Source organism: Rhodospirillaceae bacterium, from assembly GCA_016712715.1.
Lineage (GTDB): Bacteria > Pseudomonadota > Alphaproteobacteria > Dongiales > Dongiaceae > Dongia.
Genome location: JADJQM010000001.1, coordinates 1,666,480 through 1,690,000, shown reverse-complemented (window position 1 = coordinate 1,690,000; position 23,521 = coordinate 1,666,480). Strand labels below are relative to the sequence as shown.

The window sequence follows — 23,521 nt, the reverse complement described above, 5'->3', positions numbered from 1 at the left end:
GAAGGCGTAGCGAAAGCGAGTCTTAATAGGGCGACCATAGTTCGTAGGATGAGACCCGAAACCGGGTGATCTATCCATGGGCAGGCTGAAGGTCGGGTAACACCGACTGGAGGGCCGAACTCGTATCCGTTGAAAAGGATTGGGATGACCTGTGGATAGGGGTGAAAGGCCAATCAAACTCGGAAATAGCTGGTTCTCCGCGAAATCTATTTAGGTAGAGCGTCGGGAGTTCACCGCCGGGGGTAGAGCACTGGATGGGCTAGGGGGGAGCGATCCTTACCAAACCTAACCAAACTCCGAATACCAGCGGTTTAGATCCCGACAGACAGACTGTGGGTGCTAAGGTCCATGGTCGAGAGGGAAAGAGCCCAGACCGCCAGCTAAGGTCCCCAAGTCATGGCTAAGTGGGAAAGGATGTGGGAAGGCCAAGACAGCCAGGAGGTTGGCTTAGAAGCAGCCATCCTTTAAAGAAAGCGTAATAGCTCACTGGTCTAGTTAAGCCGTCCTGCGCCGAAAATGTAACGGGGCTAAAGCCATGCACCGAAGCTGCGGGTGTGATCAGGGTAGCGTCCCTGTTCACGCAGTAGCGGAGCGTTCCGCAAATCTGTGAAGGTGTGGCGTGAGCCATGCTGGAGATAACGGAAGCGAGAATGCTGACATGAGTAGCGATAAACAGTGTGAGAGACACTGTCGCCGTAAGTCCAAGGGTTCCTGCGCAAGGTTAATCCGCGCAGGGTGAGCCGGCCCCTAAGGCGAGGCCGAAAGGCGTAGTCGATGGGAACCTGGTTAATATTCCAGGGCCTGTTGGAAGTGACGAATGCCGTATGTTGTTACCACTTATCGGATTGTGGTGGCCGCGAAGGTGTTCCGGGAAATAACTCCAACGTATAGACCGTACCCTAAACCGACACAGGTGGACTGGTAGAGTATACCAAGGCGCTTGAGAGAATGGTGTTGAAGGAACTCGGCAAATTGCCCTCGTAACTTCGGGAGAAGAGGGCCCCATCTATGGGCAACCATGGGTGGGGGGCACAGAGCAGGGGGTGGCGACTGTTTAACAAAAACACAGGGCTCTGCGAAGTCTTTAAGACGACGTATAGGGTCTGACGCCTGCCCGGTGCTGGAAGGTTAAGAGGAGGGGTGCAAGCTCTGAATCGAAGCCCCAGTAAACGGCGGCCGTAACTATAACGGTCCTAAGGTAGCGAAATTCCTTGTCGGGTAAGTTCCGACCTGCACGAATGGCGTAACGACTTCCCCACTGTCTCCAACACCAACTCAGCGAAATTGAATTCTCCGTGAAGATGCGGAGTACCCGCGGTTAGACGGAAAGACCCCATGCACCTTTACTATAGCTTTGCAGTGGTATTAGGGAATGAATGTGTAGGATAGGTGGGAGCCTATGAAGCGCTGGCGCCAGTCAGTGTGGAGGCAACCTTGAAATACCACCCTTTCGTTCTCTGATATCTAACCGCGTCCCGTTATCCGGGACCGGGACCCTGCATGGTGGGTAGTTTGACTGGGGCGGTCGCCTCCCAAAGAGTAACGGAGGCGCGCGATGGTGGGCTCAGGCTGGTCGGAAATCAGCTGTCGAGTGCAATGGCATAAGCCCGCCTGACTGCGAGACTGACAAGTCGAGCAGAGACGAAAGTCGGTCATAGTGATCCGGTGGTCCCACGTGGACGGGCCATCGCTCAACGGATAAAAGGTACGCTGGGGATAACAGGCTGATGACTCCCAAGAGTCCATATCGACGGAGTCGTTTGGCACCTCGATGTCGGCTCATCACATCCTGGGGCTGGAGCAGGTCCCAAGGGTATGGCTGTTCGCCATTTAAAGTGGTACGTGAGCTGGGTTCAGAACGTCGTGAGACAGTTCGGTCCCTATCTGCCGTGGGTGTTGGAGTATTGCGAGGATTTGCCCCTAGTACGAGAGGACCGGGGTGAACGTACCTCTGGTGTACCGGTTGTCGTGCCAACGGCATCGCCGGGTAGCTATGTACGGTCGGGATAACCGCTGAAAGCATCTAAGCGGGAAACCCACCTCAAAACTAATACTCCCTATGAGAGCCGTGAGAGACCATCACGTTGATAGGCCGGGTGTGGACGTGCAGTAATGTACGGAGCTAACCGGTACTAATCGCTCCACTGGCTTGATCTTCGCCTTCATACTTGCAAGGCACTGCCGAAAGGCAGCTGAACTACAGGCCTCGGCACATTCAGCACTTCATATTGGTAATCGCTCGTCCCACAAGACGAGTTGCAATCCGGCCTTCGATGACCTGGTGGTTATGGCGAGGGCCTGCACCCGATCCCATCCCGAACTCGGCCGTGAAAACCCTCAGCGCCAATGGTACTTCGTCTCAAGACGCGGGAGAGTAGGTCGCCGCCAGGTCTTCAAAGTCCGGATAAATATTGCATCAGCCCTTCTTCGCTCCTCCAGAGCTTCGAAGGGGTACATCAACAACGACAACAATTACAAAAGGCGCGCTCATCAACAAAGCGCGCCTTTCGTCCTTCAAACGCACCAAACATCCTTACGCGGGATGGAGCAGCCCGGTAGCTCGTCAGGCTCATAACCTGAAGGTCGTAGGTTCAAATCCTACTCCCGCAACCAATCATATCAATGGCTTAGCTGAAACCCAGCTAAGCCATTTTTTGTTCCAGGTCGCACATAGGTCACACGCAAAATGGCCCCCAGGGGCGTTTTAGAGCCTCTGGGATGGCCCCTAGCTGCCTCTATCCCAGGAGGCGCTCCCAGCGTTGGAAGCCCTGAGCCATGCCCATGGCAGGGCTCTAGGCTTCTGAAAGGCGATAGAGTGGCGCGACGTACTCTAAGGCTATTCGGGGTCGCCAGAACGCTCTCTGTTAAGCCGATCCGTCAGATAATAGAGACCCATTAATGTCACGGTCACCATCTGCCAGAAAAAGAAGCCGTAACCGAGCTTGAGCACTGCAGCAACGGTATCCATTGCTGAAACGGGCGCGAAAGGGCCAAGGGGTAAGGCAATCTTAGCCAGCCAGTCAAAAGACGGCTGAAGGATTTGTAGCGCCATAATTGCAAGATAAAGTGCGAAGCTTAGAAACGATAGATAGCCATACAGGAAGCAAAGAAACTGCCTCCGCGTGAGGGGATTGTCGGTTGGCCTGCCCTGATAGGGGTCCGGCTGCTTCAACGTCGCTGGGGTACCTTCCATTAAACAATCCAGGCTCTTCTCATCGAAGGTGGCAATAGCGGCTAGAGCCGCAATGAAAAAACCAATGAGAAGCTGGATCAAACTTTGGATCTGCTCCAGCACCGAGCCCTCGCCCAAAAAAAGAGGCGGATTTGGCAGTACGGTTAAGATCACGGTCGTTCCCACCGCGAGCCACTTGGGCGCAGTCACGTCAAAGAGCTTCTTTGCAGGATGCTCTATGCGCAAATACGCTACAGGTCGAAACAGCTGCCAGAGCGTCTCTTTTATTTGGCGGCCCAATTTGATTCTTTCTGAACGGCTGTCACCAAGCTTGAGGACAGCTTCCTGTTGATCTTCGAGTACCCTTGCTTGAGTGGGTCACCCTTAACACCATCCAGCGGCACCAGTCGTGCAAAAGTCAGATCTCCCGCTTGATCTTGCGTGGCCGAAAACTTGGTCTTGCTTCCGCGAGCAATGTTTTCGATCTTAACCTGTACGTCGTCGAACTCAAATTTGTTGGTCCGAAACTTGTTTACGACCTTCTCCACGATCTTGGGGTCGCGGGTCTGAGTTTTGATCATTACCCTATGCTCTTTCTGCTCAACACCGGGGAATTCGTCTAGCGGAACCACTTCCGTGGTTCGGGAGATGATGTTGATGTATTTCAACTCGCCACTCTTAATGCTATCCCGAAGCGTGTGCGACGCCTGCATGCTGAACGAAATACGCGGCCGATAGCGCTTGATGCTCTTCGCCTTACTCTTCTTGCCGTGGTCATCTTCGTCGCTCTCAAATTCGAAATCCGGATTGTCCTTTGTGGCACGTCGCAGCAGTCGATTTAGGAGAACTGTGACGCGCCCGCGACTAATACCGGGCATGTGTTCGAACGCGCTTCTGTACTGCATTAAATTTTTCGACTTAGGGTGGAGGCTAACAACAAGATGCGCTGATAGCGTCGGCGCTTCATCATCGAACCGTTCTGAGTCCCGCATTCCACCTGTCTTGAGGTGTGTATACGTGTTGTCGGCAATGTCGGGATCGATGAGGTTGAACAGCAAGGTCACAAAGTTTTTATCTTTGTCCTGCTGCATTTCCTTGAGCACCAGCATCGAACCCGCTCCTGTCGCATCAATAGGGAAATCTTCATCATCGTCATCTTCAGGCGCTTTGGTTAGCAGGCCAGCCCAGAGGTTCTGTTGTGCTGCCAGCAGGCTGATCTTTTCGAGCATTGTCGGGTTGGTGTCGATTGCCTTGGCCAGAATATCAACCTGCAGGCTTGCGGATAGCCACCAGAACACCCCCGACAACAGAGCCAAGAGACCTCCAATGCCACTCAATATCTTTACCATCGTTGCCTTCATAGGATGCACGCCTCCAATTGTGTGATGAGAATACTGTGACGCCTTGAGCGAATGTTGCTGGCTCAATGTCATCCGATATCAAGTGCGAACGGGGGAACCTGGGTTCCTTGTCGCCTTTCTTATTGTGTCAACCGGGAGGAGCGGTGTCCGGCCGGCTCCGTATTCTTCTGGCATGGCCTGCGACTGGACCATCCTGCGTCGTGCTCGATGAACAAGATGCCGTCGTCCGTCGCGCAACTGCAGCTGCGCAGATTTCCACGCCGGATCAATGACGAGTTTCGGAGAGCGCGAAATGCGACGAACGAGAACACTCTGTCTTTGAAGTCGCATGGCGGCCTTTCTTACCACTGAGTTGTTGCTGGTCGATACGCTTCCTCGCTGTCGCAGATGGTCGAGCAAGAGGCAAGCTACAACTGGGTCCCGGGTGCTCTCAAAAATCTTCGTGATAAGCGCGCCTGCACTATGGGGGGAGTCAATGGGGGGAAAGGAAAGGAAGCCAAGTATAGCGCTATTGAACGTGTTCGCCGCACGTCCACATAAAAGTGACAAGACGCCGTCGGGAAGAGCGAGATCACATAGCCGTTGTACTTCCACGGAGGGCGACAGCGACTTATCCTCATAGCAAAATTCAACACGAATACGGTGACTTGTCTTTGTATATGCGCGAAGGAGCAAGCCGCTACGGAGCTTGGAGCGTATGCCAGACGAATCGCCGATTGTCTCATACCCAACCCGCGCGACGGAATCGATTGCGATACTTTCGCAATGATCCATCAGCGGTACTATATCATGGTGAGGTTGTGGGGCAGAAAACTCCCAGTACACCTCCACAAGCGTCACCTTCGCACGGGGGTGAAAATCGAGAGCGACATCTGGGCCCACCAGCGCGGCATTCAAGGACTGCCTCAAGCCCTGTTCGACCAGCTCAAGGTACTGGAGGAGATGATATCGCCACGCCTCCTTGCGCGCAAAAGCCAACCTGGCTCCGCTCAATAAGACGTTGTCGCATTCGTCTAATGGGATTTCCTCCCCTCTATAGGTGGGCTTCTTGGCATATAGGATCGGTTGGAGATGCCAGTTTGCAGGAGATTTTCTCAGTTCTGATCTGAAGGGCAGCGGTTGATATGCTACATATCGAGTAGGGTTGAGTGAGAACGAGCATCGTACAGCTAACCTTACTGGATCGTCTGGCCCTCTGACGTTAGTCAGCGAAGCGATTATCTCCCCGGTTACAAGAGAAACTAAATGTGTGCCATCAGGCCCACTGATGCTCCTGCGAATGCGCAGAATGCGCCTGTACGGACTTACGCCAGTGTGATGACAGAAGTGCATTTGCCTCGGATCGCCGAACTCCATCGATGAATGCAATGATCCTTCGCTATCGGGATCTTCACCCAATTGATTGAGGAAACTCATCAGATCTTGGTAAGTGCCACGAACGCTAATGTTCCAGATCTTGATATTCATTCTATCTATCTTCGCTGATTCCGCAGTGACCCTATGATTGCTGCAGTATGATGGAAGTGTTGATGCTTCTAGTGTGTTACTCTTGCACATTCGTGATCTCTTTCTAATAGGGGGAGGGGGCGCTAGGCATCGGCCTGTGAGGTTGATTGACGTATCCTCGCCGTTACAAAGTTATCTAGTTCATGGATGCTATAGGCAACGCGGCGCCCTAGCTTGACGAAGCGAGGGCCATCGCCAGTCCAGCGCCACTGCTGCAAAGTGCGAGGCGAGAGCGAAAGATACTGCGCTGCCTCGCGCTCGCTAAATAGCTTTGATGAAGAAGTGCGTTGTTCCATGACACTGACCTGTGGGGCGAATGTTTGTCATGGCAACAAGGCTAAATGAGGAATAGTGCAAAGCAACTCCCAAGGAACCTGGGTTCCTTTTGCCTTGACTTTGCACAACTACAGTTCAGGTGTAGTCGTCTCCTACGAACCGATTGCTCGGCAAGCACAGTATTGATCGCGGCTACCGCTTGACTGCGCGTACGCAAGAAATGGTAGTCAATTCATAGCCCGGTTCAATTAGCCCTTCATATTGGCGCGTGGCGATGGCGGAAACGCACGCGGCCAGTGAATCAAAATTAACGGTCGCCGTCATCGTCTGCGGGTGGTTGTAGGTATTGTAAGAGGGCAATAATGTCGCTGTTACCAGCAGGGCAAATTTGAACATCGTCTAACCATCCCTTCTCCGCTGACGGTTGCGCCAACTTTCCCATTTCACAAATACGCGGATCCAGAAGAACCAAGTGAGACCTATGGCCAGTCCACCACCCAGGAAGATCAATATTAACTGGCCGTGTTCCTGCAAACTCATCTAGCTCTCCTTGCTGATCGCCTTACGACGTGTCCTTGGTGCCTGCCATTGTACATTCTTGTTCTCTACCAGTAAGACGCGGTCGGCGATGCGGACGGTATCGGGGCGGTGCGCGATGATGATGCGCGTGATGTCGAGACCGCGCAGATTGTTGTTGATGGTGCGCTCGATGTCGAGGTCGAGATGCGCGGTGCCTTCGTCCATAAAAAGAATGCGCGGCTGATGATAGAGGGCGCGGGCGATCATGATGCGCTGCTTCTGTCCGCCGGAGAGGGACGATCCCATGTCGCCCACCAGGCTGGCATAGCCCATGGGCATGGTGACGATATCGTCATGGATTGCAGCAAGTCTGGCGGCCGTCTCGACCCGCGCCAAATCGCTCTCCGTATCGAAGAAGGAAATGTTGTCGGCGATCGAACCTGATAGGAGCTGATCGTCCTGTTGAATGACAGCCACTTGCCGGCGCAACGAAGCCTCGCCAATGCTCTGCATCGGTAGATCGTCAATGAGAAGCTCGCCGGAGGTTGGCCGCAGTACACCGGCCATGAGCTTCATGAGCGTTGTCTTGCCGCCGCCAGACGCGCCTGTGATCGCCACGGTCTCGCCAGCAGCAATGACAAGCGACACATTCTCCAACACGGCAGGCTCGTCCGGGTGGTAGCGAAAAGATACGTTCTTGAGTTCGATATGGCCGACCAACTGCAGCTCGGCGCCGCGCTCTGCTTGACCGGTGCTAGACTTTTCCAGCACGATATCGGCCAGCCTGTCCATATGTACATCGAGCATATTGTAATCGGTGACAGTCTGCACCAGAGTCGTCACCGCCCCGGAGAAATACGCTTGATAGGCGCCGAAGGACATCATCATGCCGATGGTGAGACGCTGATCCATGACCATGTTGGCCGCGAGGTACGCTATGCCGCCGCCAATCAGCGTCACCAGCAGGGCCAGCAGGAGGTCGATGCTGGCGTCAGTCATTTCGTAGCGGCGCCGTGTGTTCATGATACCGACATAGCTGTTCTGCCATAGGGCAAAGCGCTCCGCCTCGCGCCCGAACAGCTTAATCGTGGGCGCCGCCCGCAGGGTTTCCAGGAAGACGGAATCTTCCTTGGCGGCGGCCGCAAGCCGCTCTTCAGTCAAATGCTGGAAGAGGGGAATGCAGCTGAAAGAGATCGACAGGGTGATTGCGAGGCCTGCCGCCACCAAGCCAGCCAGCATGGGGCTGTAGACAAACAGGATGGCCAGGGTGATCACAGCCATGATGCCATCGAGGATGACGCCGATGAGATTCCCCGCGATGAAATCCTTGATGGTGGTGGTGGATTCAAACCGGGAGACTACGTCGCCGACATGCCGGTTCTCGAACCAGGCGATCGGCAGGCGGATCAGATGATTGAAAACGTTGGAGACCATGCCGAAGGCGAGGGCTTGGCCGAGCTGGAGCACAACGATCCGGCGCAGAAAGCTGGTGACGGCAACGATGCCGCCGAGACCGGCAAAGCCGATCAGGATCACCAGCAGCAGATCCCGGTCGGATTTAACGAGGGCTTGGTCGATGGTGAGCTGCAATTGCAAGGGGGCCGTCATGGCGGCGGCCTGCAACAGAACCGAGAGGGTGAGCACCTGTGCCAGATTGCGCTTAAGGCCCGTGATGCGCGACCACAGCGAGGTCAGATTGAGCCGCCGGCGGATATCTGCCGGTCTGAAATCGCCATTGGGCTGCAATTCGACGGCGACGCCGGTGAATTGCTTGCTCATCTCTTCCGGCCCCACCAGGCGGTTACCCTGGGCTGGATCGAGAAGGCGGAACTTACGGCCCTTGATGGCATCGAGGACCACGAAATGGTCGAGGCCCCAATGCAGGATGGCGGGCAAGCGGAGCTGGCCAAGCTGTTCCGGTTCCAGGCGCACCGCCCGGCCGCTGAGATTGAGTCGGGCGGCGAGGTTCAGTACCTGGCGCAGGTTCATGCCCCGGAGTGAAGGCTGGTGCCGCAGGCGCAGTCCGTTGAGATCGGCCCGGTAGCCGTAATGACCGGCGATCATGGCGAGGCAGGCCAGGCCGCATTCCGCCACGGTCCCTTGTCGGATCAGGGGCGTTTGGGCACCGAAGAGACCGAGCCGGGCGATGCGGGCCGTCATGTCCGGTTCCAGACTTCCTGGGCTGAAACCAGGAGCCAGTCAAGCAGGGAGCGGCGTTCCAGGATGATATCGCCCGAGAGTGCCATCCCAGCGCGCAACGGCAATTTCTGCTGCTGGAACAGCATAGTGGATTTATCCAGCTTGGCCGACACTCGGTAGACCGGCCTCGGTCACTTTAACGGGCTGCGAGAGCTCGGCTGGGTGCAGCACGGTGTAGCTGATGCCTGCCACTTTGCCGTCGGCAAACCCAAACTGCACATAGGGGAACGCGTCATAGGCGATGCGGACCCGCTGGTTCTGTTTGAGGAACGCGACGGCGCGCGATGGCACGAACAATTCCGCGGTCAGTTGCGCATCAGCGGGCTGTATCGCCACAGCGGTCATGCCGGCAGCAACAGCTTGGCCCGGCTCCACCTGCAGGAGATCGACACGGCCGGCTGCCGGTGCGGTGACGCTATAGGTTGCCCGGCCGAAGGCATCGGCCCGCCGTTGGGCGATTCCGGACAGGGCGGTGTCGAGTTGCGAGAGTTTCAGCTGCGTCTCGCCGGGCAGCTTTTCCAACTCGGCCAGGGCGGTGGCTCGCTCGGTTTGCCGCGCCGATAGATCCCCCGCGATCGACTGCGCGGCGATGCGGCCGTCCTGGAGATCTGTTTGACGGCGGCGTAGTTCTACCTTGGAAGAGTAGCCTTTGGCGGTCAGGCCCTCGATCGCGGCCACCTGATCCGCCAGCAGCTCATTGGTCCTGTCCTGAATTTTCTCCTTTTGCTGCAGGGCAGAGATTTGCTGGCCCAGTTTGTCGATGCGGCTGGTGAGTTCCGCGCTGCGCTGCATCGAAAGTGATCGTTCAAGGACCTTCTGCTGGTTCAACCCGGTCGCTTCGGCATCGAGCTGGACTAGCTGGGCTTCGGCAACCTCACGGCCACCACCTTCCGTCGCATCGACGGCGACGGTAAACAGCACCTGGCCCTTTTGCACCGTGTCACCAATCGAGACTTGCAGGGTCTCGATGGTGCCGGGCTTGAGGGCGCGCACCCTGATCAGATCCGGGTGCGATACCAGGATGCCGGGCACTGTTTCCTTGCGCGAGAACTGGCTGGTCATCAGGAACGCCGCCAGAGCAGTTACGGTTACGATCATTAGCCAGCCGATTGCCGACCAGCCGGGGGCTACGCTCACCAGAATCTCGCCCGCGATTGCGTGGCGTTGGTGGTTCAGCGCTTCGGAGCGGAATAAAGAGGGCTGGCTCACGGGTCGGGATTAAGATGCTTTGGTCAATTGTCACAGGAGTCGACAATGACACCATCAACGTTGGCGGCGGCATTTGCTGCTTCGGCAATCGCAACATTGAGGCCACAATTGTCAATCGGTTCGTACCATTGCGGAGGTGGCGCAGCCCTGTACGAGGAGTGATAACCAAAGGGACTGAGATCTGGTTCTGGCTTCAGCTCCGGGGTGGCTCCTTGGTGAATAGCCTTTGCGGCAACTGGCACATCAACCACCGCTTGCGAGGGAGCGAAGCGGCTGCACGAAATCGATACAAACGCAATCGCAACAAGAAAAGCAACCCACCCAGGAAACCTCCTCGCGCCTATCTGTTTCAAAATATTATCTCCCAGCCGCCGTGACTGGCTGGTGGGAAAATCAGTATCGAGCCAATTAAAGCGTCGTAGCCAAGAAGGGCGATGTAATCGCTCGCGAGGTCGGCCGATGAGGCAGATACCCTATCTGGAGTTGCTACAACAATGCGCTCAAGTGATTTTACCTTGTCCCCAACCTGGACCTTATGCCCTGCCGAGACCTGTGGCGATACATACTCTGCGGTCGCGGTCCAGAAACCGAATTCCTTAGCGGTGTGCGCGTCAGTATACGCCAGCAATGGAGAGTAGAATTCAGATATAAAAGCACCCGTATCGACGAAGGCACGGCCCGACACCCGGCCGTCAAGCGTGACAGGAACTCCGAGCACGTTATCTGTAGTTTCCGCTGATGTTTTATGGACAACTAGGCCGGGCTGGTAGCATCGGCGCAAGCTAGACTCATTCTTGAATCCGACAATTCGCCAGTCCTTTAGATCCAGGACAGTGTATCCGTCTGGATAGATCAGTTGCGGATTAATGATTCCCTCGAAACCGCGTTCCCGGGCTGCCTTCCGCACTTCAGCTCGCAAGGCGGCACGAAATAGATTGATTGATCTTCCGAGTTGAGGGATGAACGACAGGGTTTCATCATACAGTTCGGTAGAGTTTTCATTGGACGGATTATCCTCACTAAAAAGTAAAGAGCGTGAGAAGCCCGTATCCAAGGCCATACGAACGCCGACCTTTCCGGAAACATTGACGCGAAGAATGGGTGCAGATTTGCGTCCAGAGACCAAGTGCTGGATATCTGTTTGGAAAGCTATGTCTGCGCAACCTAGCGTATCTGCATACGCGCTGCACGGCATCGCAACGATACACAGAATCAGAAACGGCCATACTTTCATCTGAAACTACCGTAATGAGGTGAGGAGCCCCTGCGGCTCGCTGAAGCAGGGGCTCCAGAAGCTTAGAAGGATAGTTTGCACTTCCCCATGAGGCCCCACCCCTTATCTGGAGCGCCGACGGTGCAGGAAAGTTTTGAACCGGATTGCACCTTGGATTTCGGTGGGTCACCGACCGCCCGCTTGTCCCCGCCCTTGCCTCCAACTGGCCCTGATGTATCGCGCGCGCCAACACCTCTAGTGCCGTGCCCTTCGGTAGTGCCTTTTCCCCCGTATTTGCCGCCGCTGACTAGTTCAATTTGTTCCAGGGTGAGTTCGACGATCGGAGTGTCTTCTTTCAACATGGTACGGCTCCTTGTCTAAGTGGATGCCCGTAGGGATAATCATTGCCACATTCCGGGCCGTAACGTGGCTGCAGGCCGAGAGAAGGAGAATTACACTCGTCATTACGACGATTTACAGGCCTTAACCTCCTCCTGGAATACATGCTCCACGCCGAGGTCGGGAAAGTTGGCCGCAAGAGACTCCATTGCCTTTCGTGCTTTTTCGCAATACCCGAGCGCAAGAGCGGCCCTCAGAATGCCTGTCTCGACCTGCTCATCTTGTGAGTTTTCGGGTCGCGCTAGCTCAAAATCCAACAGGACCTTCTCCAGCACTTTTCGGTCAGGAGAAACGCCTCCTTGGATCGCACGGTTCTCAGCATAGAAAGTCAAAATTGCCCGAAAGACGATTGCGGGCGAGAAGTCAGGATCTAGCTCTACTGCCCTCGTAAGCAAAAGAATGGCGGCTAAAACGGTCTCTGGCCGGAAACCAGCGGGTCCGTAATCCGCCGTCGTCTTCAAGACAGCGAGTTGATACAGCCTAGCTGCGCTTTCTCCGTTGTCGGCAATCTTACTTTCAAGAACTGGGATAACGTCATGCGTCAGGTCATGACGCTCCGGGTCAGTCAACACCGGCATCTCGCGTTCGCTATTGCGGTCCTCTTCGACGATCTTTCGAATTTGGTTATAAAATGCGGCGACCGGCAGCACGGTGCTCAAGCGGCGGTAATAGGCAGAGGAGTTCTGGTGAACAGCAGAACTGGAGACGTGGAAGACATTTGCAGCTTTGTGCGCAATGGCTATCATGCGCGGGCGTTCTGAGCCTACTGTCTTGTTGAAGATTGGCCCGCCAGAAAGGCCCTTTTTTAGGGTGCAGTTTGATTGCCATCCTGCAGAGTTGAATACGCCTAGAATTTCACAATCGCGATCGACCACTTTCTGGGAATTTCTGGCTACGTACCCGACTGCTTCAACAGCAATTTCTTCCGAATGAAGCAATGTAGATGTCGTTACTGGAAGGAGGTCTACATACCCAAATTCATATGTCGGCCCGCCCAAGCAATCCCTGAGCTTGACCACGGTCCAGTCCCGCCAGCTTAGGTTGAGATCTGAGTGATTCAAGTCGATAGCTGGATCGACACCAGAAGCTACGACTACAGCTTCGGTGCGATATCTAAAGCGATTGTCCAGAGTGGCACGCTCACCACTTCGACGTTCGCCGATGGAAAACACCAGCTCTGGCGCTCCGCTCTCAGGTTTGACATTTGCCACGTGAGCTGCAGTCAATGCAAGACATGGCGATATCAGTGTCGCTGATCCAACGCTCGCACCATGACTGTTGTTTAGCTGTCCGACTGCTGAATATGGAAACGGCCCATCGCTACTTAGCACGTCATATGGGTTGCTTTTAAAGGAAACCGTGTCTGCCGTGGCGGCGGACCAATGAAAAGGAGCCAGGAACAAGAACGAAAGGAGACAGCCGCAGGAGGTGCGCAGAAACGTGCTGCGATGCGCTCGCAGCACGTCAAATGCAATAGGAAGTGCCATAGGGGTGTGGCCGTTAGTTACCGGTCGCGCCCCTTTGAGCTGCCGCCACCACCGCCACCTCTGCGATCCTTGCTCTCCACAAAGGCATTGCATTTTTCTACCATCTTGCGGACTTCCCCGGGAATAGCGCCATCAAGCTGGGCAAAGACGCCGACGTCGTCACAAACAGAGTTTCCGGCTTTCTTTCCTTTGTCACCCATGGGGGTATTGCGATTGCCGCCGCCCCACCCACTGCGAGAACCACCGTAGTGTCCTGCAGCCTCCGGTCGGCCACCACCACTGACTAATTCGAGTTGTTCCGGAGATAGTTCGACGATCGGAGTCGTTTCTTTCAACATGGTACGCCTCCTTGTCTGGGTGAATGCCCGCTGAGGACTCGCTGCTGCATCTCGGGCTTGAATGCGGCGGCGCCGGCAGCTCGACGAAATTCCTTTGGAGTTTAGACGTCCTGTAAGTCGCAGTGGTTTCATCAAATGAAAAAAATGACGAGTCCCTAGTCGTATTGTACGAGTGTGTTGCACGGTAAGGCGGTACTCCAGAGAACAGACGCTTTCACGCTGCACCGGAGATAACAATCAAGTTTTTGTATATAAATGTATTGGCGTGATATGCACGTGCAGCCGCACGACGCCGCACCAATCGGTAATCCAAGAGAACAATCGAGGATTGTTGAGGTTTGTACTTGAGTTCTGGCCGTTGGCTCGAAGGCGAATAGCTGGAAGGGCCTGCTGCCTTAGAGAACCTGGGTTCTTTAACTATGCCACGTCAAGTTTGCGAGGTGCCGGTACAGATAGGGGGGCGCGGGTCCTGTCTGCATTGTTGTTGACGAGTCCAAGCATCCGCGAAATTTCATCACTTACTTGGTCTGCTGCTTGCCGAACCGGATCGGCGGCAAGGTGCGCATATCGGTTAGTCGTTTGTGACTGGGTGTGCCCGAGCAGCCTGCCAATCATATGCAGGCTTTGACCCAGGCCTGCCGCCACACTTGCATACGTGTGGCGGAGATCATGCAATCTTACGTCTTCCAGTTCAGCCAGAGCCCGGAGGCGTCGCCATGGCTTTTCAAGATTGACCAAGTGGCTATCCTTCAACCTTCCGGGTATGACATACGCCGAAGATGCGCGTTTCTTGATGTCTTTCAGAAGCGCCTCGGCTTCATCAGGCAATGGCACGGTTTTCTTGCCGGTTTTCGAATCTGGCAGACGAAGGCAATGCCTTTCCAAATCGATAAATTCCCATTTTAGCGTCAAGATTTCGCTCATGCGGCAGCCGGTGAGAATGAGGAGCTTTATGGCGTCTGAAACTGAAGGAAGTTCCTTTTTCATGGCAGCGTCATCACTGAGTACTTGGCCGAGACGTTTAATTTCCTGACTTGAGAGGTAACGTTCGCGTTTGCCTTCGGGAAACTTCTCAACGTGCCGACATGGATTGCTGCCGTCGTTTCGATATCCCCATTTCTCAGCCATGTTCATGAGCTTGGAAATTAATCCAAGTAGCCGATTTGCCTGATAGGGTGTTTCGGCGAGACGCGTGTGCAATCTCGTAATGTCATCTCGACTGATATCAATGACCTTCCTCTGTCCAAGTTTAGGAAGGACAAAGCGTTCTATGAGCCGATCGTAGTTGTAATAGGTGCCGTGCTTGTTCCTGGTGACGCTGTGTTCAGTTAAAAACCTCTGGCAAAGCTCCTTCATGGTTGGGGCTTGCCTGTGGTATTTGCGATCTAGGCTAGGATCGCAACCTTTCGCAATTTCTGCCTTCCACTCCCTAGCAATGATGCGCGCTTGCTCTGTGGTAATTGAGCCATGCTCACCAATGGTGGGGCGACGCTGAATATGCGCGCTGGTGCGATAAAACAGAAAATACGACTTCTTGCCCTTGGGCGTGACCTTGACGCCAAAACCCTTGATGTCTGTATCCAGGACGACTTGGTCTCTCTCAGAGGGCTGTAGGGCGTCCACAACGCGCTTGGTGAGCTTTTCTTTGGCCATTGTTTGTTCCCCCTGGTCGTTCTAGGTCGCAGCTAGGTAGCAACGTAGAGCGATCTTGGTCGCAGTCAATTGACACCCATAGACGACTAACCAATTAAAATAATTGGTAAAATAGTCAATCATAGTGGGGGGCAGACATCAATAGACGATGGGGGCCACAAACTCATAACCTGAAGGTCGCAGGTTCAAATCCTGCTCCCGCAACCAATCTTCAAAGCAAAAGGCCCAGCATATCAGCTGGGCCTTTTGCTTTGCCCGGGCGATTGATTCACATCAGGTAGCGGGGACCCGGGGCGGCGCATACTGTGAGGCTCAGTAGTGCAGGAAACCTCCATGGCCGTTCTACCTCTCCAGATCCTGAAGGCGCCGACCCGCTTCATCTTCTTCACGGGCAAGGGCGGCGTCGGCAAGACGGCGCTCTCCTGCGCTGTCGCCGTGGCATTGGCGGATCTGGGTAAGCGGGTGCTGCTGATCAGCACCGATCCAGCCTCGAATCTCGATGAGATGCTGGGTGTCGAGCTTGGCAGGCTGGCGAGGCCGGTGCCGGCGGTCGAGCGGCTCTGGTCGCTCAACATCGATCCCGAGGCGGCGGCCGAGGCCTATCGCGGGCGTGTCATCGCCGCGATGGGGTCGGCAGGTGCCGCCGAGGTGGCCAAGGTCCGCGAACAACTCTCCGGCGCCTGCACGGTCGAGATCGCGGCCTTCGACGAATTCGCCGGGCTCCTCGCCGACGAGGGGGGCGCCGCCCAGGCCTATGACCACATCATCTTCGACACCGCGCCGACCGGGCACACCTTGCGCCTCCTCAGCCTGCCCAAGGCGTGGTCGTCCTTCCTTGAGGCCAATGAGCGCGGTGCCGCCTGCCTCGGCCCCCATTCCGGCCTCCAGATGCAGTTGGCGATGTTCGAGCGCGCTCTCAAGGCGCTCACCGATCCAGCGCTCACGACCATCGCCCTGGTGACCCGGCCTGAGGGCTCGGCGCTGCGCGAGGCGGCGCGCTCGGCCGAGGAATTGAAGGCGCTCGGCCTTGCCAATCAGCGATTGCTGGTGAACGCCATGTTCCGGGCGACCTTGCCGGACGATGCGATTGCGCGGGCCATGGAGGCGCGCTGCCAATCGGCGCTACAGCAGATGCCGCCGGCCTTGGCGGCGCTGCCGCGCGACGAGATTCCGATGCGGGCCTACGACATGGTGGGGCTCGCGGCACTGCGTCGCCTTCTCCGCGTCGAGCAGGAAGAGCTTATCGCTGCGCCACCGGTACAAGTGGGAGACCAGCCACATCTTGCAGCACTCATCGATGCCATCGAGGCGGACGGCCATGGGCTGGTGATGGTGATGGGCAAGGGCGGTGTCGGCAAGACGACCATCGCCGCCGCCGTGGCGGTCGAGCTTGCCGTGCGCGGTCATCCTGTGCATCTCACCACCACCGATCCAGCCGCCCATGTCACCTGGGCGCTGGCGCAGGAGACACTGCCGGGCCTCCGCGTCGATCGCATCGACCCCGTGGCAGAGACCGAGAAATACATCGACCGCATCATGACGACGCGCGGCGTCGATCTCGATGCCGACGGCAAGGCGCTGTTGCTGGAAGATCTGCGCTCACCCTGCACCGAGGAGGTGGCGGTCTTCCATGCCTTCTCCCGCGTGGTGAATGAGGGGCGCAGCGGTTTCGTGGTGATCGACACGGCGCCCACGGGCCATACCTTCCTGCTGCTGGATGCGACCGGCGCCTATCACCGCCAGGTCATGCGCGACTATTCCCAGCCGGAAGCAGGCGGCCGCCTGGTGACGCCGCTCATGCGCCTGCAGGACCCGGCCTTTACCAAGATCCTGCTGGTGACCTTGCCGGAGACGACGCCGGTATCGGAGGCAGCATCCTTGCAGGACGATCTCCGCCGCGCCGAGATCGAGCCCTTTGCCTGGGTGATCAACAATTGCCTCGGGCCCACGGGCACGAAGGATCCGCTGCTGCGACATCGCATCGGCGGCGAAGCGCTGCAGATCGCGCGCGTGCGCGACGGCCTTGCCAGGCGCCTCGCTCTGGTCGCGTGGCGGCCGGAACCACCGACGGGCCTCGCCGGCCTGCGGGACCTGCTGAGCTAGCGGCGCGGCGACATCGCGCGGTGGTGCTCCTGCTGGCCGCCGCGGCGGCTGGGGGCAGCTGCGGCCGTTTCACCCCAGGGAGAAATCACCTGTCCCGATCGACCCTGCTGCGGTAGCTTCCCAGCACGCCAGGGCAGGGGCCGGGCCAATTCCCAGGCCAATACCCAGGCCATCGGAAGGACAGGTTCACCGTGCAAATCCTCGTGACCGGCGGCGCCGGCTATATCGGCAGCCACACCTGCCTCGCTTTGGCCGAGATGGGTATCGAGCCCGTGACGCTCGACAGCCTGGTGACCGGCCATGACTGGGCCGTGCAATGGGGGCCGCTGGAAAAGGGCGATGTGCGCGACACCGGCTTTGTGCGCCAGGTCATCGAGAAGCACCGGATCGAGGCGGTCGTTCATTTCGCAGCGCTGTCGCTGGTCGGTGAGTCTGTGCGCGAGCCTCTGCGCTATTACGACAACAATGTCGGCGGCACCTTGTCCCTGCTGGCCGCCATGGGGCAATGCGGCGTCGGCAAACTCGTCTTTTCCAGCACCTGTGCCGTCTACGGCGTGCCGCCCGGCCTGCCCATCGACGAGACCATGCCGACCGCACCGGTCAACCCCTATGGCCGCTCGAAGCTCGCCGCCGAGAGCGCCATCCTTGACGCCGCCCATGCCGGCAAGATCGATGCAGTGGTGCTGCGTTACTTCAACGCCGCCGGTGCGGATCCCGCGCTGCGCATCGGCGAAGCGCATGTCCAGGAATCGCACCTCATCCCGCTCGCCATTCGCGCAGCGCGCCAGCAGCAGGATCCGCTCAAGATCTTCGGCACCGATTACGACACGCCCGACGGCACCTGCCTCCGCGACTATATCCATGTGGCGGATCTCGCGGCGGCACATCTCGCGGCCCTGCGCTTCCTGGGCAATGCCCGGGGCGGACACCGCGTCAATCTCGGCACCGGCGTGCCCGTTTCGGTGCGCGAGGTGCTGGCCGCGGTGGGTGCTGCCGTGGGCAAGCCGGTTCCGGTCATCGAGGCGCCGCGCCGCGAAGGCGATCCCCAATCGCTCTATGCCGCGAACGATGTGGCGAAGCGGACACTGGGCTGGGTGCCGCGGCATATGGATATCGGCGACATCGTGCGGAGCGCCGCTGCCTGGGATGCCAAATATGCCGCCGAATAGCTATTGAAGAACGCCCCGCCTTTACGGGATGATCCAGCAGCTTAGCGGGACGCTCGTCCCGCCACGAAACGAAGAGGGGAGACAAAAGATGCTGAGCGAGAGTTTTGAGGTATTCGACGACCGCTTCCGCCGCTATGCCGGCGGCAATGTCCATCTCGAGAAGCTGTTCACCGGCTGCCGCTGGGCCGAAGGCCCGGCCTATTTCGCCGCCGGCCGCTATCTCATCTGGTCCGACATTCCCAATGACCGCATCATGCGCTGGGACGAGACCGACGGTTCCGTCTCGGTCTTCCGCGCGCCCGCCTATCACACCAACGGCCACACCGTCGATCACGAGGGGCGCCTGCTGTCCTGCGAGCATCGCGGACGCTGCGTCTCCCGCACCGAGCATGACGGGTCGCGCTCGGTCCTCGTCTCGCACTATCAGGGCAAGCAGCACCCTCCGAGATCGGCGCCTGCCATGTCTATCGCTTCGATCCGAAATCCAACGAGCTCACCGCCGTCGCCACCGATTTCGAAAAGCCCAACGGCATCGGCTTCTCGCCCGATGAAAGCCTGCTCTATGTGGCCGATACGGGGGCGACGCATCGTGCCGACGGGGCGCGGCACATCCGCCGCTTCAAGGTGGGCGCCGACGGCAAGTCACTCACCGGTGGCGAGAAGTTTGCCGAATGCGCCATCGGCCTGTTCGACGGCTTCCGCCTCGACGTCCATGGCAATATCTGGACCAGCACGGGCGCCGGTGTCGATTGTTACGCGCCGGACGGCACCCTCATCGGCCGCGTCCGCGTGCCCGAAGTCGTCGCCAATGTCTGTTTTGGCGGACCCAAGCGTAACCGCCTGTTCATCTGCGGCACGACCTCGCTCTATGCCATCTATGTCAACACGCAAGGGGCGCTGCGGCCCAAAGTCTGATGGCCGAAAGCCTGAGCCAGGGCGCGCTCAAGGCGCCGCGGGCTGGTCGCCATAGACCGAGGCGAGGGTATCGAACGAGACCGATTTCACGATCGCGTAGACTGTGCTGCCGGGGGCAAGCTGCATTTCGTCGGCCGATTGTCTTGTGATGCGCGCCCGCAAGGCCGAGCCACCGATATCCAGCAGGATGTCGGCATGCGGCGTCCCCGACCGCATGGTCACCTCGACGATCCTGGCAGCAAGGATGTTGCGCACGCTGATCGAGCTCGGCCGCGCGGTGGCGATGGCGACATCGCGCGCGCGGATGCGGAGATGGAGCATGCTGCCGATTTCGGCCTCGACCAGCGGCACCGTGACGGTCTGGCCGTGGAGATCGAGCTGGCTTAGCTGGTAATGCGCATCGTGGCTGCTGACCAAGGCGGTGAGGCCGCTCCCGGCTCGAACTGCTCGGGATCGATCGGCAGATCCGACCGCGCCAGCACAGTTTCCACATCGCCGCTCGCAACCACGCGCCCGTTCTGCAGCACGATCAGGCGGTCGGCGAGGCGCGCCACCTCGTCGATATCATGGGTCACATAGATGATCGGCACGCCGAAGACGCGCGGCAGGCGGGCGATATAGGGCAGGATCTCGGCCTTGCGCTTGAAGTCGAGGGAGGCCAGCGGCTCATCCATCAGCAGCAGCCGCGGCCGCGTCAGCAAGGTGCGGCCGATGGCGACCCGCTGGCGCTCGCCGCCCGAGAGTGAGGGCGCGCGACGCGTGAGCAGCGGGCGGAGGTCCAGCGCATCCACCACTTGGTCGAAGTGGATCGTCTGTCCCTGTCCCTGCGAGCGCTTCTCGGCATAGCGCAGATTGCCGGCCACATCGAGATGCGGGAACAGGCGCGCATCCTGGAACACATAGCCGATGCCGCGTCGGTGCGTCGGCAGGGAGCTGCGCCCATCGCCCGCCTGCCAGGTTTCACCGCTGAGCGTGATGCGGCCACTGGCGCCGCGCTCCAGGCCGGCGAGGATGCGCAGCAGGGTGCTCTTGCCGCAGCCGCTCGGGCCGAACAGGGCGGTGATGCCGTGGAGCGGCACACGCTGTTCAATGGCCAGCGAAAAGTCGCCGAACCCGATCCTGAGGTCGAAGGCGAGTTCGTCCATTTCAACCGACATGAATGGGGAATCGCCGGTTCATGACATAGACGAACAGCAGCACCAGGAAGGAGAAGGCGAGGAGCCCCGCCGACAAAAGATGCGCCTCGGCATAGCGGATGGTTTCGACATGCTCATAGATGGCGATCGAGATGACCTTGGTCTCACCCGGAATATTGCCGCCCACCATCAGCACCACGCCGAACTCGCCGATCGTATGCGCGAAGGTGAGCACGATCGCGGTGAGATAGCCGCGCGCCGCCAAAGGCGAGATGACGGTCAGGAACGCATCCAGTGGACTGGCGCGCAAGGTGGCTGCCGTTTCCCAGTAGCCGCGCCCCAGCGTCTCGAAGGTTGCCTGCAGGGGCTGCACGGTGAAGGGCAGGGAATAGATCACCGAACAGAACACCAGGCCCGCGAAGGAGAAGGTGAGATTGCTCCCGGTGGCACTGAACCACAAGCCGCCCAGGGTCGAGTTGGGACTGAGGAAGACCAGGAAATAGAAGCCGAGCACGGTCGGCGGCAGCACCAGGGGCAAGGCTGTGATGGCTTCCGCCACCGATTTGATGCGCCAGCGCGTCGTGGCCAGCCACCAGGCGAGCGGTGTTCCGATCACCAGCAGGATGAGCGTCACCAGCCCGGCAAGGCGCAGGGTGAGCCACAGCGGATCAAGATCGGGCAAGGTCATCTCAATCTGAACCCGCCATGGTTCCGGTCATTCTACTCCGTAGCCATAGCTTTCGATCAGGGCATGCGCGTCCGGCGATTTCATGAAATCCAGGAAGGCCGCGGCCGCCTGGTTGTCCTTGCCGGCATTGAGCAGCACCGCATCCTGGCGGATCGGCTTGAACATCTCCTGCGGCACGGCCCAATGCGATCCTCCTGACGGCTTTTTCGGGTTGAGAACGGCGGAGAGGGCCACGAATCCCAGCTCGGCATTGCCGGTCGCCACCATGCTATGCGTCTGCCCGATATTCTCGCCCATGACGATCCTGGGGCTGAGCTTGTCCCAGAGTCCCAGCGACTGCAAGGTCTCGCGTGCAGCGATCCCATAGGGGGCAAGCTCCGGGTTGGCGATAGCCAGATGCTGGAAGTCATCGGCCTGGAGGGCGGCAGCGCCATCGGCGCCGATACGCTGCGCATCCATGCTCCATAGCGCCAGCTTGCCAATCGCATAGGTAAAGCGCGTGCCGGCAATTGCTGCCTGCTCGTCCTCAAGTTTGGCCGGGGTCTTGGCATCGGCCGAGAGCAGGATCTGAAAGGGTGCCCCCGCCTTGATCTGGGCATAAAGCTTGCCGGTCGATCCCGTGGTGATCGCAACCTTGTTGCCGGATGATTTTTCGTAAAGCGCCGCCAGATCCTGCGCCGCGTCGGCGAAATTGGCGGCGACTGCAACCAGCACGTCGTCGGCCCGTGCCGCGGCACTGCCGGCCAATATGGCAAGGGTGAAAAAGGCGGCCGCAGCGGCACGGCGGAACAGGAAAGCGGTCATCGGATCGTCCTTATCGAGTCGTTATAGTCATTTGTATATAGCGAAATCCGCATCCGACGGCAATGGGGCGTGGTTGGGTTTGGCTTGGCGTCCGGCGCATTGCTGCACTAACATCAGGGCCGGATAAGTGACTTGATTCCAAGGCTTGAGAAGGAATTTCCATGGCCCATGACGCACCCGCCGCTGCTGGCGGCGCAACGAAGCTGGCGATCCGCAATATCGGCCTCATCCTCAGCGGCGATATCCGGAATCCGATTCTTTCCGGTGATGACGTGCTGGTCGAAAATGGCCGGATCGTCGCCGTGGGCAAGGCCAAGGACCTCGATTTTGAGGGTGCCGACACGGTCATCGACGCACAGGGCACCACCCTGGCACCCGGCCTCATCGACAGCCATGTGCATCCGGTGGCCGGCGACTGGACGCCGCGCCAGAACCAGATCGGCTGGATCGATTCATCGCTGCATGGCGGCGTCACCACCATGATCTCGGCCGGCGAAGTGCATATGCCGGGCCGTCCCAAGGACATTGTCGGCCTGAAGGCCATGGCGATCTTCCACCAGCGCATGTATGCGGCCTTCCGCCCCGGCGGCGTGAAGGTCCATGGCGGCGCCCCCATCATCGAGCAGGGCATGGTGGAGCAGGATTTCGCCGACCTCGCCAAGGCCGGGGTCACCCTGCTGGGCGAAATCGGCCTGGGTGGCGTGAAGGACGGTGTCACCGGCCACCAGATGGTCGAATGGGCGCGGAAATACGGCATCCAGAGCACCATCCACACCGGCGGACCCTCGATCCCCGGTTCCGGCCTCATCGACAAGGATGTGGTGCTGGAAGTCGATGCCGATGTGGTGGGGCATATCAATGGCGGCCACACGGCGCTTCCTGACAGCCAGATCCGCTGCATCTGCGAGGGCTGCAAGCGCGGCCTCGAGCTGGTGCACAACGGCAACGAGCGCTCGGCGCTCTATACGCTGCGCACCGCCAAGGAACTGGGCCAGCTGGAACGCGTCATCCTCGGCACCGATGCGCCGGCCGGTTCCGGCGTGCAGCCGCTCGGCATCCTGCGCATGGTGTCGATGCTGTCATCTCTGGGCGACATCCCGGCCGAGATCGCCTTCTGCTTTGCCACCGGCAACACGACGCGCATGCGCAAGCTCGACGCTGGCCTCATCGAAATGGGCATGTCGGCCGATTTCGTCTTCCTCGACAAGGCGCAGCATTCCGCCGGCAAGGATCTCCTCGATTCAGTCCAGCTTGGCGATCTGCCCGGGGTGGGCATGGTCGTCATCGATGGCATCCCACGCATTCAAAGGAGCCGTAACACCCCGCCGGCGACAAAGATCCCGGATCTGGTGAAGGGGAAATTGGGGTAGGCAC

At 58.4% G+C, this 23,521-nt stretch carries 17 protein-coding genes, 1 tRNA gene, 2 rRNA genes and 2 pseudogenes (1 of these 22 cut by a window edge); 7 read left to right on the top strand and 15 right to left on the bottom strand.

The annotated features are described in order from the left end of the window. The 3 genes from IPK59_08250 to IPK59_08240 form a co-directional block, all read left to right on the top strand. Positions 1-2,157 (top strand): 23S ribosomal RNA (locus tag IPK59_08250) (it extends 614 nt beyond the left edge of the window). Positions 2,158-2,277: 120 nt separating this feature from the next. Then, positions 2,278-2,391 (top strand): 5S ribosomal RNA (rrf, locus tag IPK59_08245). A 145-nt stretch (positions 2,392-2,536) separates the two neighbouring features. Further along, positions 2,537-2,613: transfer RNA gene (locus IPK59_08240), tRNA-Met, on the top strand. A gap of 223 nt (positions 2,614-2,836) precedes the next feature. Here IPK59_08240 and IPK59_08235 read toward each other — a convergent pair. From IPK59_08235 to IPK59_08180, 12 genes are all read right to left on the bottom strand, one after another. After that, entirely contained in the window at positions 2,837-3,472 is a 636-nt protein-coding gene (locus tag IPK59_08235) for a hypothetical protein (protein ID MBK8158741.1), read from the bottom strand. Continuing rightward, entirely contained in the window at positions 3,457-4,533 is a 1,077-nt protein-coding gene (locus tag IPK59_08230) for a hypothetical protein (protein MBK8158740.1), read from the bottom strand. Before IPK59_08230 ends, IPK59_08235 begins: the two co-directional genes overlap by 16 nt. A gap of 1,589 nt (positions 4,534-6,122) precedes the next feature. Then, complete coding sequence (locus IPK59_08225) at positions 6,123-6,335, bottom strand: helix-turn-helix domain-containing protein (protein MBK8158739.1); 213 nt, start codon at positions 6,333-6,335, stop codon at positions 6,123-6,125. A gap of 172 nt (positions 6,336-6,507) precedes the next feature. Continuing rightward, on the bottom strand, positions 6,508-6,711 hold the full coding sequence (locus IPK59_08220) for a hypothetical protein (GenBank protein ID MBK8158738.1): 204 nt from the start codon (positions 6,709-6,711) through the stop codon (positions 6,508-6,510). Positions 6,712-6,855: 144 nt separating this feature from the next. Next, entirely contained in the window at positions 6,856-8,994 is a 2,139-nt protein-coding gene (locus tag IPK59_08215) for a peptidase domain-containing ABC transporter (protein ID MBK8158737.1), read from the bottom strand. 132 nt (positions 8,995-9,126) lie between these two features. After that, positions 9,127-10,242 (bottom strand): HlyD family efflux transporter periplasmic adaptor subunit, encoded by a 1,116-nt coding sequence (locus IPK59_08210; protein MBK8158736.1) that lies wholly within the window; start codon positions 10,240-10,242, stop codon positions 9,127-9,129. 23 nt (positions 10,243-10,265) lie between these two features. After that, positions 10,266-10,595: a hypothetical protein gene (locus IPK59_08205; protein MBK8158735.1), complete on the bottom strand. Its 330-nt coding sequence runs from the start codon at positions 10,593-10,595 to the stop codon at positions 10,266-10,268. Beyond that, positions 10,592-11,476 carry a hypothetical protein gene (locus tag IPK59_08200; GenBank protein ID MBK8158734.1) on the bottom strand — a complete coding sequence of 295 codons (885 nt, stop codon included), beginning with the start codon at positions 11,474-11,476 and terminating at the stop codon, positions 10,592-10,594. The genes IPK59_08205 and IPK59_08200 overlap by 4 nt, the downstream gene beginning before the upstream one ends. 62 nt (positions 11,477-11,538) lie before the next feature. Continuing rightward, positions 11,539-11,817, bottom strand: a complete 279-nt coding sequence (locus IPK59_08195; GenBank protein ID MBK8158733.1) for a hypothetical protein — start codon at positions 11,815-11,817, stop codon at positions 11,539-11,541. 102 nt (positions 11,818-11,919) lie between these two features. Continuing rightward, positions 11,920-13,065 (bottom strand): hypothetical protein, encoded by a 1,146-nt coding sequence (locus IPK59_08190; protein ID MBK8158732.1) that lies wholly within the window; start codon positions 13,063-13,065, stop codon positions 11,920-11,922. A 293-nt stretch (positions 13,066-13,358) separates the two neighbouring features. Beyond that, positions 13,359-13,679, bottom strand: coding sequence for a hypothetical protein (locus IPK59_08185; GenBank protein ID MBK8158731.1), 321 nt, complete (start codon positions 13,677-13,679; stop codon positions 13,359-13,361). Positions 13,680-14,096: 417 nt separating this feature from the next. Then, positions 14,097-15,332, bottom strand: a complete 1,236-nt coding sequence (locus tag IPK59_08180; GenBank protein ID MBK8158730.1) for a tyrosine-type recombinase/integrase — start codon at positions 15,330-15,332, stop codon at positions 14,097-14,099. Between the two features lie 333 nt (positions 15,333-15,665). Between IPK59_08180 and arsA the strand changes: the two genes are divergently transcribed. The 3 genes and pseudogenes from arsA to IPK59_08165 all read left to right on the top strand — a co-directional run bounded on the left by arsA (position 15,666) and on the right by IPK59_08165 (position 19,519). Next, positions 15,666-17,435, top strand: a complete 1,770-nt coding sequence (gene arsA, locus IPK59_08175) for an arsenical pump-driving ATPase (GenBank protein ID MBK8158729.1) — start codon at positions 15,666-15,668, stop codon at positions 17,433-17,435. A gap of 191 nt (positions 17,436-17,626) precedes the next feature. Then, positions 17,627-18,604, top strand: coding sequence for a UDP-glucose 4-epimerase GalE (galE, locus tag IPK59_08170; GenBank protein MBK8158728.1), 978 nt, complete (start codon positions 17,627-17,629; stop codon positions 18,602-18,604). 88 nt (positions 18,605-18,692) lie between these two features. Beyond that, positions 18,693-19,519, top strand: a pseudogene (locus IPK59_08165) (SMP-30/gluconolactonase/LRE family protein). Between the two features lie 27 nt (positions 19,520-19,546). Here IPK59_08165 and modC read toward each other — a convergent pair. The 3 genes and pseudogenes from modC to modA form a co-directional block, all read right to left on the bottom strand. Beyond that, positions 19,547-20,664: pseudogene (gene modC, locus IPK59_08160) on the bottom strand (molybdenum ABC transporter ATP-binding protein). Position 20,665: 1 nt separating this feature from the next. Further along, complete coding sequence (gene modB / locus IPK59_08155) at positions 20,666-21,343, bottom strand: molybdate ABC transporter permease subunit (protein ID MBK8158727.1); 678 nt, start codon at positions 21,341-21,343, stop codon at positions 20,666-20,668. 27 nt (positions 21,344-21,370) lie between these two features. Beyond that, positions 21,371-22,147 (bottom strand): molybdate ABC transporter substrate-binding protein, encoded by a 777-nt coding sequence (gene modA / locus IPK59_08150; protein ID MBK8158726.1) that lies wholly within the window; start codon positions 22,145-22,147, stop codon positions 21,371-21,373. A 161-nt stretch (positions 22,148-22,308) separates the two neighbouring features. Between modA and IPK59_08145 the strand changes: the two genes are divergently transcribed. Further along, positions 22,309-23,517: an amidohydrolase family protein gene (locus IPK59_08145; GenBank protein ID MBK8158725.1), complete on the top strand. Its 1,209-nt coding sequence runs from the start codon at positions 22,309-22,311 to the stop codon at positions 23,515-23,517. Positions 23,518-23,521 lie beyond the last annotated feature (4 nt).

Excerpts from the sequence above, each read along its gene's own strand:
- IPK59_08230 (MBK8158740.1), bottom strand. The coding sequence starts at position 4,533 with ATGAAGGCAACGATGGTAAAGATATTGAGTGGCATTGGAGGTCTCTTG.
- IPK59_08225 (MBK8158739.1), bottom strand. The coding sequence starts at position 6,335 with ATGGAACAACGCACTTCTTCATCAAAGCTATTTAGCGAGCGCGAGGCA.
- IPK59_08220 (MBK8158738.1), bottom strand. The coding sequence starts at position 6,711 with ATGTTCAAATTTGCCCTGCTGGTAACAGCGACATTATTGCCCTCTTAC.
- IPK59_08215 (MBK8158737.1), bottom strand. The coding sequence starts at position 8,994 with ATGACGGCCCGCATCGCCCGGCTCGGTCTCTTCGGTGCCCAAACGCCC.
- IPK59_08200 (MBK8158734.1), bottom strand. The coding sequence starts at position 11,476 with ATGAAAGTATGGCCGTTTCTGATTCTGTGTATCGTTGCGATGCCGTGC.
- IPK59_08195 (MBK8158733.1), bottom strand. The coding sequence starts at position 11,817 with ATGTTGAAAGAAGACACTCCGATCGTCGAACTCACCCTGGAACAAATT.
- IPK59_08185 (MBK8158731.1), bottom strand. The coding sequence starts at position 13,679 with ATGTTGAAAGAAACGACTCCGATCGTCGAACTATCTCCGGAACAACTC.
- IPK59_08180 (MBK8158730.1), bottom strand. The coding sequence starts at position 15,332 with ATGGCCAAAGAAAAGCTCACCAAGCGCGTTGTGGACGCCCTACAGCCC.
- arsA (MBK8158729.1), top strand. The coding sequence starts at position 15,666 with ATGGCCGTTCTACCTCTCCAGATCCTGAAGGCGCCGACCCGCTTCATC.
- modB (MBK8158727.1), bottom strand. The coding sequence starts at position 21,343 with ATGACCTTGCCCGATCTTGATCCGCTGTGGCTCACCCTGCGCCTTGCC.
- modA (MBK8158726.1), bottom strand. The coding sequence starts at position 22,147 with ATGACCGCTTTCCTGTTCCGCCGTGCCGCTGCGGCCGCCTTTTTCACC.
- IPK59_08145 (MBK8158725.1), top strand. The coding sequence starts at position 22,309 with ATGGCCCATGACGCACCCGCCGCTGCTGGCGGCGCAACGAAGCTGGCG.